Below are 14,549 nucleotides of genomic sequence, written 5' to 3' on the forward strand. Positions count from 1 at the left end.
GTTAGTAAGTAGCACAGTTGGGTACTATGAACGCGAATCAGACGGGGGCCGGTGATGGGGTGTTGATTACGAGCGAAAAACGACAGTCTGTGGACGGCAGGGCGCTCTGTGCCGAAATCGGCATCGACGACGCGGAAGTCGAGTGGCGAAAGGAGTTCACGGGGTTCACCGACGCGGACGCGGCACGCCTCGAAGCACTCTCCGAGACGTTCGCCGACGTGGCCGAACCAGTCGTCGACGAGTTCTACGACACCATTCTGGCCGACGACGTGACGACGTCGATTCTCGACCGGTCCACGAAGTCCGTTGAGGCGCTCAAAGGGTCACAGCACGCCTACCTGTCAGACCTCACCGACGGCACGTACGGATGCGACTACTTCGAACAACGGGCGCGAATCGGGAAGATTCACGACATGCTCGGTCTCGGGCCGAAAATCTACCTCGGTGCGTACTCGGTGTACTACGAGGGGCTTCTCGGGGCAATCGTCGAGGACGCCAAAGCCAAACTCGCCGATGCCGAGTCGGCCGATTCGCCGGAACAACCGTCGTTGAGAGCGCGGTTCACGGGGAAGAACGCCGCGACAACTGGAACGGCCGAGCGGGACGACAACGAACTCACGCCCGAAGAGGCACTCGACGAGGTGTACGAGAACGTTATGTCCGTCCTCAAACTCGTCAATCTCGACCAGCAAGTCGCGATGGATACGTACATCCACTCGTACAGTCGCCAAATCGAAGACGAACTCGACCGACGACAACGCGTCACGAAAAAGGTCAGAGAGACCGTCGACGAACTCTCCGAAGACGCTGAGAAGGTTACTGCACGTGCGGAGTCCATTCGCGAGTCCGCGACGGTGCAATCCGAGAGTACGCGGTCGGTCGCCGAGGAAGCGTCGTCGATGAGCGCGACGGTCGAAGAGATTGCGGCGACGGCCACGGAAGTCGAGACGACGAGCGAACGCGCGGAGACGCTCGCTCGACACGGGCAAGAAGCGGCCAGTGAGGCACTCGGTGCGATGGCGGAGGTCAGTACCGCCGCAGGCGGTGTCGCCGACGACGTCGACCAACTGCGAACCCGCGTGGACGAAATCGACGACGTCGTCGAGATAATCACGGGCATCGCCGACCAGACCAACCTGCTCGCACTCAACGCCTCTATCGAGGCCGCACGCGCGGGCGATGCTGGAGAGGGGTTCGCCGTGGTCGCAGAAGAAGTCAAATCACTCGCCGAGGAGTCGAAAGCGCAGGTCGGCGAGATAGAGTCGGTCATCGGTCGGATTCAAGACGACACCGACGAGACGGCCGGGAACATCGAACAGACCACGGTCAGATTAGACGAAGGAATCGACGAAGTCGAGTCGGCGATGGACAGTCTCGGTGAAATCGTCGCCGCCGTCGAAGACACCGCGGCGGGAATCCGCGAGGTGTCCGACGCGACGGACGAGCAGGCCACGTCGATGACCGAGATTACGAGTATGATGGACGAAGTCGCGTTGCGTGCGTCAGAGATACGAGAGGAAGTCGCAGCCGTCTCTGACGCGAACCAGCGACAGGCCAGCCAAGTCCGTGCTATCGCGGAATCTGTCGAACGTCTCTCCGGCAACACACGGTAGGACCGCCACTGAGGACATTCGTTCGATGTCACGTTGGTGCACACCCCCGTCGGATTTACCTCTCACCGGCGTTCATGTTCACTCATGGCACGAATACGCGTCCTCGCCGAGGAAGTCACCGACCAACTGGAGTCACCGACGCTCGTCGAGGGACTCCCCGGTGTCGGCCTCGTCGGAAAGATTGCGGCGGACCACCTCGTCGAGACGTTCGACATGACCCACTACGGTGACGTGTTCTGCGGTGGCGTCCCGAAAGTGGCGGTGTACATGGAAGGCTCTCCGACGCTCCATCCGCCGGTTCGCCTCTACGCAGATACCGACCGGGACCTGCTCGTCCTCCAGAGCGACATCCCGATTCGACCCGACTCGGCGACTGAACTCGCAACGTGTCTCGAGACGTGGTTCGACGAACTCGACGTGACGCCGATTTACCTCTCCGGTATCGCGCGAGAGAAGACCGAAGACGTGCCGGCGCTCTACGGCGTCGGGTCCGACGGTGTGCTCCCGCGCCTGCAAGACGCGGACATCGGGACGCCGACCGAAACGGGTCTCGTCTCGGGGCCGACGGGTGCGATGCTGAGTCACGCCGTACAGTCGGGACGGCCTGCGCTCGCACTCGTCGTCGAATCCGACCCGCAGTTCCCCGACCCGGAGGCCGCCCGAATCATCATCAAACACGGCATCGAACCACTCACGGGTATCGAGGTGCCGGTCGACGACCTCGTGGACAGTGCGACCGAGATTCGACAGGCGAAAGAGCAGTTGGCCAAGCGGATGCAACAGGCCGATGAAGAGAGTACGCAGGCGCGACCGCTGGGGATGTACCAGTAACTGACGACGGTCTGTCCCAGTACCCGGCGGCGAGGTGTTCGAGGGGCCGACTCGCCGCCGCAACTCACCCCAACAGTGAGAATGTTTCGGCCGGACGCCAGTCTACACTCTTAAGCCATATCAGGCACTTTTCCCGCCCATGAGCGACGACCCTGCCGAGTCGGTCACGGAACCAACTGCAGAAGGCGACACTGAGACGGCCTCCGACGCCGAAGCGTCGGGGTTCGAGGACGCAGAGGTAGTCGATGCCGAGGCCGAACCGGACGACTCTGCGGCCGACGCGCCCGAAGACTCCGCTGCTGACGCAACTGCGGAAGCTGAGTCGGGCGAACCGACCGCAGTCTCCGCCCGCGTAGCCGAGTACGACGACGAACTCGCGTCGGAGGTTGCGGCGCTCGAAGCGCGCGTTTCCGACCTCGAAGCCGAGCGCGACGAAGTCGAAGAGACGGCGTCCGAACTCGAACGCCGCCTCAAGCGAACACAGGCCGACTTCCAGAACTACAAAAAGCGCGCCAAGAAGCGCCAAGACCAGATTAAGGACCGCGCGACGGAGGACTTCGTCGAACGCGTCGTCACGGTCAGAGACAACCTCGTGCGCGCGCTGGACCAAGACGAGGACGCCGACATCCGCGACGGCCTCGAATCGACGCTCAAGGAGTTCGACCGCATCCTCGAAGACGAGAACGTCGAAGTCATCGACCCCGAACCGGGTAGCGACGTGGACCCGAACCGCCACGAAGTGATGATGCGCGTCGACAGCGACCAACCCGTCGACACCATCGCCAGCGTGTTCCAACCCGGGTACGAGATGGCCGACAAGGTCATCCGCGCCGCGCAGGTCACGGTCAGCAAAGACGAGTAACCACCGTCGTACCGGTCGAACGACGGATTCACCGCCATCTCGTGCGAATCCGGGGAGGACTTTTCTCCTTACCGCCCCTCGGTTCGAACATGCGATTTCGTCCCCGTCGACGCCGTCCGACGGTTCGGGTCACCCAGCACGGGAACCCGCTCGACGACGGTCTGCTGTTCGTCCTCGGGTGGGGGAACAAACCCACACACCGGAGTGTCGAATGGCTTATCGACCGACTCACCTACGACGGCTATCGCGTCCACGCCGTCGAACTCCCGACGAACGGGTGGGCGTTCGAACAACAGTACGTCGCACCGGTCAGAGCCTACGCACTCGACCGGGACCTCGACCTCGTACTCAGTCACAGCACCGGTGGTCTCGTCGCGTCGCACCTCGACCTCGCCGTCCGAAACGTCTTCTTGAGCCCGTGGTGGGGGATGGCGCTCGACGGACTCGACCGACTCCTGTACCCGGTCGTCAGGAGACTCCCGACGAAGCGACCACTCGCCCCGAGTGGTATCTCCCGAACCGACCTCGGCGAGATGAAACTCGAAGCGGAGATGGCCGACGCGCCCGACAGGGTGTCGCCGGCCTTCCTCCGGATGATAGAGAGCGCACAACGAACACTGCCACCGTTCCGGGAGACAGATGTCGTCTTCTACTCGCCGACCGACCGGGTCGTCGACGTTCGGGCCATCGGCGAACAGACGCCCGCATCGAATCTCGTTCCCTACGACGGTGGCCACGAATTCTTCGCCAGCGAGGCCCGCGAACGGACGTTCACGAAGGTTCTCGCAGCACTCGACGACGGCCCCGACGCAGTTGGTTCCGCAGCGAACTCCCACGTCGAAGAGACAGAGCAGTCCGCAGACTGACTGAGAGAACGGTGCGTGACGGTGTCGCCCCAGAGCGAGCGGAGTGACAGAAAACCCTGTGATATCGGTGGTCCGAGACGACGGTGCGTGATGAGCGCGGAGAACACGGTGGGCGGTTCTACATAAATCGACCGACCTGTTTCGGCGCGAGAACACAAAATCGCAAGACAGCGGTGACCTCGTGTCACCGTGTGTGTCGCAGTATCTAGTAACCTTTAACCGGCAAAGGCCGGTATCTGTGACCAAGATGGCGAGTAACAAGATTCTGGGTATCGACCTCGGCACCACGAACAGCGCGTTCGCGGTGATGGAGGGCGGTGACCCGGAGATTATCGTGAACGCAGAAGGCGACCGAACGACCCCCTCCGTCGTCGCGTTCACCGACGATGGTGAGCGCCTCGTGGGCAAGCCGGCGAAGAACCAGGCTATCCAGAACCCCGAGCGAACCATCCGGTCTATCAAGCGCCACATGGGGGAAGACGGCTACACCGTCGACATCGAGGGTGAGGAGTACACACCCGAGCAGATTTCGGCGATGATCCTCCAGAAAATCAAGCGCGACGCCGAAGACTACCTCGGCGACGAGGTCCAGAAGGCCGTCATCACCGTCCCCGCGTACTTCAACGACAAACAGCGACAGGCGACGAAAGACGCCGGCGAAATCGCCGGTCTCGAAGTCGAACGCATCGTCAACGAACCGACCGCCGCCTCGATGGCGTACGGCCTCGACGACGAGTCGAACCAGACCGTGCTCGTCTACGACCTCGGTGGCGGGACGTTCGACGTCTCTGTCCTCGACCTCGGTGGTGGCGTCTACGAAGTCGTCGCCACGAACGGGGACAACGACCTCGGTGGCGACGACTGGGACGAAGCCATCATCGACTGGCTCGCACAGGAGTTCAAGAACGACCACAACATCGACCTCCGCGAGGACCGACAGGCCCTCCAGCGCCTGAAGGACGCGGCCGAAGAGGCCAAGATCGAACTCTCCTCGCGCAAGGAGACGACAATCAACCTCCCGTTCATCACGGCGACGGACTCCGGCCCGGTCCACCTCGAATACGACCTGACGCGCGCGAAGTTCGAGTCCCTCACGAAGGACCTCATCGACCGCACCGTCGCCCCGACGGAGCAGGCCCTCGAAGACGCCGATTACTCGAAAGACGACATCGACGAGGTCATCCTCGTCGGTGGGTCGACCCGCATGCCGCAGGTCATCGACAAGGTCGACGAGATGCTCGGTTCCGAGCCAAAGAAGTCCGTCAACCCCGACGAAGCGGTCGCACTCGGTGCGGCGATTCAGGGCGGCGTCCTCGGCGGCGAAGTCGACGACATCGTCCTCCTCGACGTGACGCCGCTCTCGCTCGGTATCGAGGTCAAGGGCGGTCTGTTCGAGCGCCTCATCGACAAGAACACGACCATCCCGACCGAGGAGTCGAAGGTCTTCACGACGGCGGCCGACAACCAGACGACGGTCCAGGTCCGCGTCTTCCAGGGTGAACGCGAGATGGCCGCCGACAACGAACTCCTCGGCGAGTTCACGCTCTCTGGCATCCCGCCGGCACCCGCCGGCACGCCGCAAATCGAAGTCGGATTCAACATCGACGAGAACGGTATCGTCAACGTCTCCGCAGAGGACAAAGGCTCCGGCAACGCGGAGTCCATCACCATCGAAGGCGGTGCCGGTCTCTCGGACGACGAAATCGACCGCATGCAGCGCGAGGCCGAACAGCACGCCGAAGAGGACAAGGAACGCCGCCGCGCCGTCGAGGCTCGCAACGAGGCCGAAGGCGCAGTCCAGCGTGCCGAGACGCTCCTCGAAGAGAACGAAGAGAACGTCGACGACGAACTCCAAGCCGACATCGAAGCCGCAATCGACGATGTCGAAGCGACCCTCGAAGACCCCGAAGCGTCCACCGAGGAACTCGAAGACGTGACCGAACACCTCTCGAAGGAACTCCAGGAAATCGGCAAGCGCATGTACCAGCAGCAGGCGCAGGCACAGGCCGGCGGCCCCGGCGGCATGGGCGGCGGTGCCGACCCCGACCCTGAGGACTTCGTCGACGCCGACGCCGACTTCGACGGCGAAGAAGAAGACGACAAGTAACCAACCACCGCGGAACTCCCCTCGTCGGGGTTCCTGACGCAGTCGGTCGAATTTCTCTTCTATCGCGCACCGACCTCCGCAGAGACACCCACACACGAGCCACAGAACTCCCCAGATACTAGAGGCGCACTTTTCAAATACCTCGACGGATTACAAGGCAGTAACCGATGAGCGAGGACTTCTACGACGTGCTCGGGGTCTCGCGGGACGCCTCGAAAGACGAGATCAAGAACGCGTACCGCAAGAAGGCCGCTAAGTATCACCCCGACGTCTCCGACGAAGACGACGCCGAGGAGAAGTTCAAGAAGGTCCAGAAGGCCAAGGAGGTCCTCACGGACGACGAGAAGCGCCAGATGTACGACCAGGTCGGCCACGAACGCTTCAAGCAGGCCCAGAAACACGGTGCCGGCGGCGGTGGCCGCGGCCAAGGAAACCCGTTCGGAGGCGGTGGAAACCCCTTCGGTGGCATGGGTGGCGGCGGATTCGAAGACCTGTTCAACAACCTGTTCAACGGCGGGCGGGGCCAACAGCGCAACCGGCCGCAACAGGGTCGTGACGTCGCCCAGCGCATCACCATCGACCTCGAAGACGCCTACAACGGTATCGAGCGCGACGTGACGATTCGTCGCCGTGAGGTGTGTCCAGAGTGTGACGGTGCGGGCCACCCCGACGACGCCGACGTGAACACCTGTTCGGAGTGTGGCGGGTCCGGTCAGCAGACTACCGTCCAGCAGACACCATTCGGCCGCGTACAGCAGACGACGACCTGTCGCGCCTGTGGCGGCGAGGGTGAGACCTACAGCGAGGATTGTTCCGAATGTCGCGGCAGTGGGCGCGTCCGCCGCACCCGCGACGTGACCATCACCATCCCGGCCGGATTCCGCGACGGGCAGCGTCTCCGGTACCGCGGCGAGGGCGAACCCGGCGAGAACGGCGGTCCGAACGGCGACCTGTTCGTCGAGGTCACCGTCCGTGACCACGAGGAGTTCGACCGAGAGGGTGACGACCTGTACTACACGCACCCCATCTCGTTCCCGCAGGCTGTCTTCGGCGCAACCGTCGAAGTCCCGACGCTCGACGGCGACGAAGACCTGAAGGTTCCCGCGGGCACGCAGAGTGGGTCGACGTTCACCATCTCCGGCGCGGGGATGCCTCACCTCGACGGACGCGGGTCCGGCGACTTGCACGTCGAAGTGCACGTCGTCACGCCCGAAGACCTGAACAAAGAACAGCGTGAAGCACTCAAGCAGTTCGCCGAGGCAGGTGGCGAAGAGGTCAAAGAGGGACTCTTCCAGAAACTGAAGAACTCGCTGTAACGGGTCCTCCCGACTCGGTGTGGCGAACGCCTCGTTCTCGATTCGGTGTGTCGTCTGGGTTCTGAGTCAGCGGTGACGAGGTGTCGTCAAAACACCAATAAGCCGTCGCCGTGAACGCGTCTGGCAACAATCAGCATGGACGACACCGGCATCTCGGACCAGATAGTCACCGACATGGTTCGGCATCTCGACCCGTCGTGGCGCGTCGTCGAAATCGACCGCATCGACGACGGCGTGAACGAAACGACACGCCTCGACGTCGAAACACCGACCGAGAGACGGCGAGTCGTTCTCAAGGCATCCACGAGTTCCTCCCCGTTGGCCGAGACGCGTGCACAGGTCGAACCACGGATGATTTCGCTCGTCGGTCGGTCGACGGAGATGCCGGTTCCGAGCGTCTCCGGTGTGTGCGACGACCACGAGACGTATCCCACACCCTTCTTCGTCATGAGTCACGTCGACGGTGAGACCTTCGACCACGCTCGCGCCTCTGACCTGCCACCACACACCCGCGAGACCATCTTCCGTGAAGCAGGCGAGAACTTGGCGCAACTGCACGCACTTGGCCCTCTCCCGGCGGTGGGTGAACTCACCTACCGCGACGGCGACGTCACTATCCTCGACACGACAGACCACCCGAGGTACGACGACTTCCACGACTGGTTGCTCGACACCTACGAGGAGACACTCGACCGAATCGAGGAGGACGGCGGGTACTTCCCTGACCTCACGGAGGACCCAACTCGGTTCACCGACCTCGTCCCAGGGATTCGGCAGTACCTCAGAGAGACGATTCCAGACCTCCCGTCACCGGAACCGCCGACGTACTGTCACAAAGACTATCGGTACGGTAACGTGGCCGTGGACCCGGAGACGGGGGCCACGCGAGCAGTCCTCGATTGGGGGATTCTCATGTCGGCCCCGCCGGCGTTCAACATCGCGATGACGGAGTCGAAACTCTTGAAACCGGACTACAACGACGACGCAGACCCGGACACCGGTCGTGCCGGTGCGTTGCGTCAGATACTGCGGGACGCCTACGCCGAGACGCGAACCCAGTGGACCTTCGACGAGGAGACGCGAGAGCGAATCCGCCTGTATCGACTGGTCTACCGGTTAGACGCGATGGCGTGTCTCCCGTTGTGGTACCGTACCGACCCTACGTTGAGCGACCGGGACACTCGCGCCGCCGAGCACCGAGCATTCGTCGAGCAGTACCTCTGACGCCCATCGACTGCGACCCAATGACCTATCGCCGACACGTTGAGGGTCCTCGCGGCCGATTGCTAGATGATGTCATACACCAAGGCCAACTACCGCGAGGTGGACGAACTCGGCGGCGGCCTCCACTTCATGCGCGACGTGCTCGAAACCGAGCGACTCGGGTTCACCGTACTGGAGTGCGACCCGAACTGGACCGGGAAGGCGCACGACCACGCCGAAGAGGACCACGAAGAGGTGTACTTCCTCGTCTCTGGCGATGCGACGCTCGTCGTCGAGGGCGAGAAAATCCCGCTCGAAACGGGCGATGCCGTTCGGGTGTCTCCAGAGGATACCCGCCAGTTCCGAAACGGGGACACCGAGAGCTTCGTCGTCGTCGCCGGGTCGCCCTGAGTCACTGGTCCTCGTGGTCACTGGGTAAGGGCCGGCGAACACCTCGGCGCCTTTTTTCACACCCACTCCGTAGGGTCGCGTATGGACGTCATCGGCGACCTCATGGCTCGCGACAGGCGAAGTGACCACCTCGCCCTGCGAGTCGACGGCCCCGGTCGGACCTACACCTACTACGACCTCGTGACCACGTCGTATAAAGCGGGGAACGTCCTCCGCTACCTCGGCGTTCGAAAGGGCGCACGTGTCGCCATCGAACCGGCCGCGCTTCCCGAACCGATACTGACGTTCCTCGGGGCGGCCCAACTCGGTGCCGTGACAGCCTTCGACCCGACCGTCGAGGCTCGGGCCGTCGTCGTCGACGTCTCCCGCGAGGGCGAGTTCGACCTCCCACCGGGCCACAAACTCGCCGTCTACAACGGCCCGCCGAGTTCGCCGGCGACTACCCACTGGGAGAAAGAAGTGTGGAGCGAGAACCCGGCGGTCCACCCCGAAGTGGTCGAACCAGACGACGTCGCCCTCGTCGCCGACGACCACGAGTACACCCACGGTGACGCCCTCGATGCGGCAAAGCGGGTCGTCTCCGACTACGACCTCGACGCCGACGACACCGTGGCGGTCCGGTCCTCGCTCGCACGTCCGGGAACCGTCGTCGCCGGGATTCTCGCACCGCTTCTCGCCGGCGGAACGATTCGCGTCCCGGATGGCGACGACCCGGTGGACGCGGCACTCTCAGTGGGCGACAGCGTCCCCGAGCCTCGGTCGATTTCGCCCGACGACGCCGTGTCGAGCCGGTGAGTGAGAAAGTACTTATCGGCATCTGTCTTGCGGACAGCCATGACTGAGACGACTGTCGTCGAAAGCGACCGTGTCGCGCTTCGCCCCGTAGAGCGCGACGATGCCGCACTCCTTCAGCGGTCGACGACCGACCCCGATATTCGCGTTCCGCTCGGTGCGCCCGCGCCCCAGAACCACCATCAGGCGACCGAGTTCATCGAACAGACCGTCGAGGAGGGCGACAACATCGCGTTCGTCGCGGAAGTCGAGGGCGACGCAATCGGGTTCGTCATGGCCGAGATTCGTGACTACGGTCGCCCAGAACTCGTCTACTGGCTTCTGCCCGAATACCACGGTCAGGGGTACGGGACGGACGCAGTCGGGTGTCTCGTCGACTACCTCTTTCGCACCGTCGAGTGCCACGGACTGCAAGCGATTACGTTCGAGTTCAACGAGGCGTCGCGCGGCGTCCTCGAACGACTCGGGTTCGTGAACGAAGGACAACTTCGTGAGGCGGCGTTCATCGACGGGTCGTACGTGGATGTCGTTCGGTTCGGCTTGCTCCGCCGCGAGTGGGAAGAAAATCAGTCGGACTGACCGAACCCGACCGCCGCGAGTGAACGGTGTGTCCTGCTCTCAGGACGCGTCTTCTATCTTTTCGAGCGCTTCTGGGTTCTCGATACTGCTCATGTCGCCGAGGTCTTCGCCCGTGTAGATGGCGGAGATTGCGCGGCGGATAATCTTCCCCGACTGCGTCTTCGGGAACTCGTCCACGAAGAGAATCTCGCGTGGGCGGAACGGCTTCCCGAGTTCCTCGCCGACGACGCCACGAAGTTCCTCACGCAGGTCGTCAGACCCTTCGACACCGTCTTCGAGGACGACGTAGGCGACGACGGCGGTTCCCGTGGTGTCGTCGGGGACACCGACGGCGGCGGCCTGATTCACCGCGTCGTGTTCGATGAGTGCGCCCTCGACTTCCGCGGGACCGACCTTGCGCCCGGCCACGTTGAGTGCGTCGTCGGCGCGGCCGTGGAGGAACCAGAAGCCATCTTCGTCCTTCTGTGCCCAGTCACCGTGGTCCCAGAGGTCGTCCCACGACGACCAGTAGGTGTCGAGATAGCGCTCGTCACCGTCCCAGAGGCTCTTGGTCATCGACGGGCAGGAGTCGCGGGCGACGAGGAAGCCGCGTTCGTGGGTGTCGGCGATGGACTCGCCCGAGGAGTCTACGATGTCGATGTCCATCCCGATGCCGGGCCCACCGAGCGAGCACGGTTTGAGTGGTTGGGTCGGCATCGGCATGAGGAAGCACCCGCAGATTTCGGTGCCGCCGGAGATGTTGATGATAGGTGCTTCGCCGCCGCCGACGTTCTCGTAGAACCACATCCACGATTCTGGGTCCCACGGTTCGCCGGTGGACCCGAGGAGGCGGAGACTCGACAGGTCGTGCTTCTCGACGTATTCGTCGCCGTACTTCCGAAGGGCGCGGATGGCGGTGGGCGAGATGCCGAAGGTGGTGAGACGATGGCGCTCTATCATGTCCCAGAACCGGTCGGGTTCCGGGTAGTCTGGCGCGCCTTCGTACATGAAGATGGTTCCCGCGAAGGTGTGGTTCCCGATGAGCGTCCACGGGCCCATCATCCACCCGATGTCAGACACCCAGAAGAAGCGGTCTTCGGGTTTCTGGTCGAAGCCGAAGTGAATCTCTTTGGCCGTCTGCATCTGGACCCCCGCGTGCGTGTGGACGATGCCTTTCGGCTTGCCCGTCGTCCCCGACGAGTACAGGAGCATGGACTCGGCGTCCGACGGGAGGTGCTTCGTCTCGTACTCGCTTTCGGCCTCGCCGACGGTGTCGTCCCACCATTCGTCGCGTTCGTCGTTCCACGGGACTGCTTCGTCACTGTCGTCGAATCGCTGGTAGACGACAGTGTGTTCGACGCACCCCGCTTCCTCGATAGCCTCGTCGGCCGTCGGTTTCAGACGGACCTCGGACCCGCGACGGTAGAATCCGTCTGCCGTGAACAGTACCGAGCACTCGGGGTCTTCGAGACGGGTCGCCGTGGCGTCGACGCCGAACCCGGAGAAGATGGGGACGGCGATGGCACCGACTTTGAAACACCCGTAGAGAATCGAGATGACTTCGGGGACCATCGGCATGTAGAGGCCGACGGTGTCGCCCGTGCCGACGCCGTAGGATTCGAGGACGTTGGCGACGCGGTTTGCCTCCTGATACAGGTCGTGGTAGGTTCGCTGGACGACGTCACCGTCTTCGCCTTCCCAGAGACAGGCGACGCGGTTTCGGTTCGGCGAGTCGACGGCGGCGTGGCGGTCCAAGACGTTGTGGGCGACGTTGAGTTCACCACCCGGATACCAGTGTGAGAACTGTGGACCCTCGGTGTCGTCGCGCACCTCGTCGTAGTCTTCGTAGAAGTCGATACCGAGGTAGTCGACGAGTTCGTCCCAGAACCACTCGACGCCGGACTCGCCGACGCCGGGTACCTCTGTCGTGGTTCGTTCGATGAGTTCGTCGTAGTCTGCGATGTCGTACTCCCGCATGAATTGCGTCACGTTGGCGTCTTCGACGAACGCCGGGTCGGGTTCGTGTACCACCGTGTCGGTATCGGGTACGTCCATAAATCGACGTACTCCAACCGGGAGTATGAATCTTTACCGTTCTATCATGTGGGTGCTCGCCGATTATCCCGTCAGGCGGACGCCGTCTCTCGAATCTGCTCACTGGCCGAGGTGTTTTTACCGACCGGAGAGGTATACTCGGGTATGTACGTCCGGGATGCCAAGAACCGAGACGAGGCCTGGTTGCTCGACGCACTCGAGGACCTGGAACTCGACGATGGCGCGTTCCGCTCCCGCGACTACGTCATCGCACTCGACGAAGAGACGAACGAGAAGGCCGGGTTCGGCCGGATACGCGTTCACAAGGGTGACGAGTCGTTCTGCGAGATTACCTGCGTGGGCGTCCCTGAGCGGTGGCGCAACCAAGGTGTCGGTGCGCACGTAGTCGAGCGACTGGTGGACCGTGCGACGGCCGAAGGATTCGATACTGTGTACGGGTTTTCGTCAGAACACCGGTACTGCATGCAGTTCGGATTCGACCCTGTCGACGCCGCCGACCTGCCGGACCGGGTCGAAACTCGCTACGAACAGGTCAAAGCGCGCGACTCGGACGCGATTGCCGTCCGACTCGAAAACGACGAGTTCATGATGTCGGACCGGGCCCGCGAACGGTTCAAAGTCGCCACACCGGCCCCGAGCGGCGACGACACGGAACCAGAACTCACGGCCGAAGACTTCGGCTACGACGAAGAGACACCGACGAAGTATTCCACCAACCTCCGACGCTGACAGACCGTTCAGGTCCGCCCTTCGAGGAAGTCCGTACTGAAGACAATCCACGTCAGCACGCTACAGAAGAGAATCGGCGGGAGGATGGCAAAGCCCCAGAGCGGTTCGAGTCCTTGCATCAAGATGAGGACCACGTCCGCGAGTCCGAGTGCGAGGAACGGAGCAGTCGCCAACGCGGCACGTTTCCGGTTCTTCCCACCTTCTTCTTCCGGAAGTGGGCCGGGTGAAGGCTCACCGGCCGAAGACGACGTCGATGTCGACGAGGGCGCGTCCATAGTCGTCCCTCTGGCCCCGACGAGCAAAAACGGTCCGCCTTTTTGCCGGTCTCGTCGCGACGCGGTCAGGCCTCTTCGAGACGAGAGACGAACTCGACGAGACCGAACAGCACCGCGAGGACGAGCGCCGAGACGACCATCCCGTAGAGACTGAACGCCAGCGGTGACGTCGGCAGCGAGAGGATGCCGAACAGCGTTACTGCCTCGGTGACTTGCCCGCCGTTCTCCCCGATGAAGACGCCGAGAATCCCGGAGATGACCACGACGCTCGCGCCGACGAGGAGGAGGATGTTCTGACCGCCTAACGTGTCGTTCACGATGCCGCGTTAGGACTGGACGGTATAGTCGCTTGCGGGACGGGCCGGGACGAGACAGGATGGAATAGGACGGGCCGGGAGCGAATGGAACGGAGTGAGTCGGTGCACCGGTGGGTTCCTGACAGTCGGACGATAGTGACAGTCAGGGAGACGAACGAACTAAGCCACCCCGCACGAATCACGGCCACACGATGCCCGAATCACTCGTCGAACGCGCCCGAGAAGCGCTCGACAACGCCTACGTCCCCTACTCTGAGTACACTGTCGGTGCCGCGCTCAGAACCGCCGATGGAACGGTGTACGTCGGGTGCAACATCGAGAACGCCAACTACTCGAACAGCCTCCACGCTGAAGAAGTCGCCATCGCGGAGGCGGTGAAGAACGGCCACACCGACTTCGACCGTCTCGTTGTCACCTCGGGTGCCCGCGACGGCGTGACGCCGTGCGGGATGTGTCGCCAGACAATCGCGGAGTTCGCCGACGAAGACCTCGATATCGTCTGTGACCTCGGCGACGGTGAGACTGCCAAGTACACGCTGGGCGAACTCCTCCCCAACACCATCTCCCTCGACACGCTCGAAGCGGCGGCCGAGAAACGCGAACGCGACGAGTAA

The 14,549-nt window shown here is 63.0% G+C and carries 15 protein-coding genes; 12 read left to right on the forward strand and 3 right to left on the reverse strand.

Going from position 1 to position 14,549, the window contains the following annotated elements; all coding sequences use genetic code 11:
• Positions 1–26: 26 nt before the first annotated feature.
• The 10 genes from GJR96_RS12415 (at position 27) to GJR96_RS12460 (ending at position 10,580) form a co-directional block, all read left to right on the forward strand.
• Positions 27–1,613, forward strand: coding sequence for a globin-coupled sensor protein (locus GJR96_RS12415; RefSeq protein ID WP_151163208.1), 1,587 nt, complete (start codon positions 27–29; stop codon positions 1,611–1,613).
• 84 nt (positions 1,614–1,697) lie between these two features.
• Complete coding sequence (locus tag GJR96_RS12420) at positions 1,698–2,444, forward strand: proteasome assembly chaperone family protein (RefSeq protein WP_151163209.1); 747 nt, start codon at positions 1,698–1,700, stop codon at positions 2,442–2,444.
• A 139-nt stretch (positions 2,445–2,583) separates the two neighbouring features.
• Entirely contained in the window at positions 2,584–3,306 is a 723-nt protein-coding gene (grpE, locus tag GJR96_RS12425) for a nucleotide exchange factor GrpE (protein WP_151163210.1), read from the forward strand.
• 89 nt (positions 3,307–3,395) lie between these two features.
• Positions 3,396–4,172 carry an alpha/beta hydrolase gene (locus GJR96_RS12430; RefSeq protein ID WP_151163211.1) on the forward strand — a complete coding sequence of 259 codons (777 nt, stop codon included), beginning with the start codon at positions 3,396–3,398 and terminating at the stop codon, positions 4,170–4,172.
• Between the two features lie 247 nt (positions 4,173–4,419).
• Entirely contained in the window at positions 4,420–6,279 is a 1,860-nt protein-coding gene (dnaK, locus tag GJR96_RS12435) for a molecular chaperone DnaK (protein ID WP_151163212.1), read from the forward strand.
• A 167-nt stretch (positions 6,280–6,446) separates the two neighbouring features.
• On the forward strand, positions 6,447–7,595 hold the full coding sequence (gene dnaJ / locus GJR96_RS12440; RefSeq protein ID WP_151163213.1) for a molecular chaperone DnaJ: 1,149 nt from the start codon (positions 6,447–6,449) through the stop codon (positions 7,593–7,595).
• A 135-nt stretch (positions 7,596–7,730) separates the two neighbouring features.
• A complete protein-coding gene (locus GJR96_RS12445; RefSeq protein WP_225317738.1) occupies positions 7,731–8,819 on the forward strand; it encodes a phosphotransferase family protein in 1,089 nt (362 codons plus the stop codon).
• A 69-nt stretch (positions 8,820–8,888) separates the two neighbouring features.
• Positions 8,889–9,209: a cupin domain-containing protein gene (locus GJR96_RS12450; protein ID WP_151164039.1), complete on the forward strand. Its 321-nt coding sequence runs from the start codon at positions 8,889–8,891 to the stop codon at positions 9,207–9,209.
• Positions 9,210–9,290: 81 nt separating this feature from the next.
• Complete coding sequence (locus GJR96_RS12455) at positions 9,291–10,004, forward strand: AMP-binding protein (RefSeq protein ID WP_151163214.1); 714 nt, start codon at positions 9,291–9,293, stop codon at positions 10,002–10,004.
• A 39-nt stretch (positions 10,005–10,043) separates the two neighbouring features.
• A complete protein-coding gene (locus tag GJR96_RS12460; protein WP_151163215.1) occupies positions 10,044–10,580 on the forward strand; it encodes a GNAT family N-acetyltransferase in 537 nt (178 codons plus the stop codon).
• A 39-nt stretch (positions 10,581–10,619) separates the two neighbouring features.
• On the opposite strand, the gene GJR96_RS12465 is transcribed toward GJR96_RS12460, so the two are convergent.
• The gene (locus tag GJR96_RS12465) at positions 10,620–12,614 is read right to left on the reverse strand and encodes an AMP-binding protein (RefSeq protein ID WP_151163216.1); all 1,995 of its coding nucleotides are present in this window, start codon (positions 12,612–12,614) and stop codon (positions 10,620–10,622) included.
• 144 nt (positions 12,615–12,758) lie between these two features.
• On the opposite strand from GJR96_RS12465, the gene GJR96_RS12470 reads away from it, so the two are divergent.
• Positions 12,759–13,343 (forward strand): GNAT family N-acetyltransferase, encoded by a 585-nt coding sequence (locus tag GJR96_RS12470; protein ID WP_151163217.1) that lies wholly within the window; start codon positions 12,759–12,761, stop codon positions 13,341–13,343.
• A gap of 8 nt (positions 13,344–13,351) precedes the next feature.
• Here GJR96_RS12470 and GJR96_RS12475 read toward each other — a convergent pair whose 3' ends face one another.
• Together GJR96_RS12475 and GJR96_RS12480 are read right to left on the reverse strand one after the other, a co-directional pair.
• Positions 13,352–13,618, reverse strand: a complete 267-nt coding sequence (locus GJR96_RS12475; protein ID WP_151163218.1) for a hypothetical protein — start codon at positions 13,616–13,618, stop codon at positions 13,352–13,354.
• Positions 13,619–13,683: 65 nt separating this feature from the next.
• A complete protein-coding gene (locus GJR96_RS12480) occupies positions 13,684–13,935 on the reverse strand; it encodes a DUF7520 family protein (protein WP_151163219.1) in 252 nt (83 codons plus the stop codon).
• A 191-nt stretch (positions 13,936–14,126) separates the two neighbouring features.
• Here GJR96_RS12480 and cdd point away from each other — a divergent pair, with 191 nt between their 5' ends.
• On the forward strand, positions 14,127–14,549 hold the full coding sequence (gene cdd, locus GJR96_RS12485; RefSeq protein ID WP_151163220.1) for a cytidine deaminase: 423 nt from the start codon (positions 14,127–14,129) through the stop codon (positions 14,547–14,549).

This window comes from Haloferax litoreum (assembly GCF_009674605.1).
Classification (GTDB): Archaea; Halobacteriota; Halobacteria; order Halobacteriales; family Haloferacaceae; genus Haloferax; species Haloferax litoreum.

Excerpts from the sequence above, each read along its gene's own strand:
- GJR96_RS12415 (WP_151163208.1), top strand. The coding sequence starts at position 27 with ATGAACGCGAATCAGACGGGGGCCGGTGATGGGGTGTTGATTACGAGC.
- GJR96_RS12420 (WP_151163209.1), top strand. The coding sequence starts at position 1,698 with ATGGCACGAATACGCGTCCTCGCCGAGGAAGTCACCGACCAACTGGAG.
- grpE (WP_151163210.1), top strand. The coding sequence starts at position 2,584 with ATGAGCGACGACCCTGCCGAGTCGGTCACGGAACCAACTGCAGAAGGC.
- GJR96_RS12430 (WP_151163211.1), top strand. The coding sequence starts at position 3,396 with ATGCGATTTCGTCCCCGTCGACGCCGTCCGACGGTTCGGGTCACCCAG.
- dnaK (WP_151163212.1), top strand. The coding sequence starts at position 4,420 with ATGGCGAGTAACAAGATTCTGGGTATCGACCTCGGCACCACGAACAGC.
- dnaJ (WP_151163213.1), top strand. The coding sequence starts at position 6,447 with ATGAGCGAGGACTTCTACGACGTGCTCGGGGTCTCGCGGGACGCCTCG.
- GJR96_RS12445 (WP_225317738.1), top strand. The coding sequence starts at position 7,731 with ATGGACGACACCGGCATCTCGGACCAGATAGTCACCGACATGGTTCGG.
- GJR96_RS12450 (WP_151164039.1), top strand. The coding sequence starts at position 8,889 with ATGTCATACACCAAGGCCAACTACCGCGAGGTGGACGAACTCGGCGGC.
- GJR96_RS12455 (WP_151163214.1), top strand. The coding sequence starts at position 9,291 with ATGGACGTCATCGGCGACCTCATGGCTCGCGACAGGCGAAGTGACCAC.
- GJR96_RS12460 (WP_151163215.1), top strand. The coding sequence starts at position 10,044 with ATGACTGAGACGACTGTCGTCGAAAGCGACCGTGTCGCGCTTCGCCCC.
- GJR96_RS12465 (WP_151163216.1), bottom strand. The coding sequence starts at position 12,614 with ATGGACGTACCCGATACCGACACGGTGGTACACGAACCCGACCCGGCG.
- GJR96_RS12470 (WP_151163217.1), top strand. The coding sequence starts at position 12,759 with ATGTACGTCCGGGATGCCAAGAACCGAGACGAGGCCTGGTTGCTCGAC.
- GJR96_RS12475 (WP_151163218.1), bottom strand. The coding sequence starts at position 13,618 with ATGGACGCGCCCTCGTCGACATCGACGTCGTCTTCGGCCGGTGAGCCT.
- cdd (WP_151163220.1), top strand. The coding sequence starts at position 14,127 with ATGCCCGAATCACTCGTCGAACGCGCCCGAGAAGCGCTCGACAACGCC.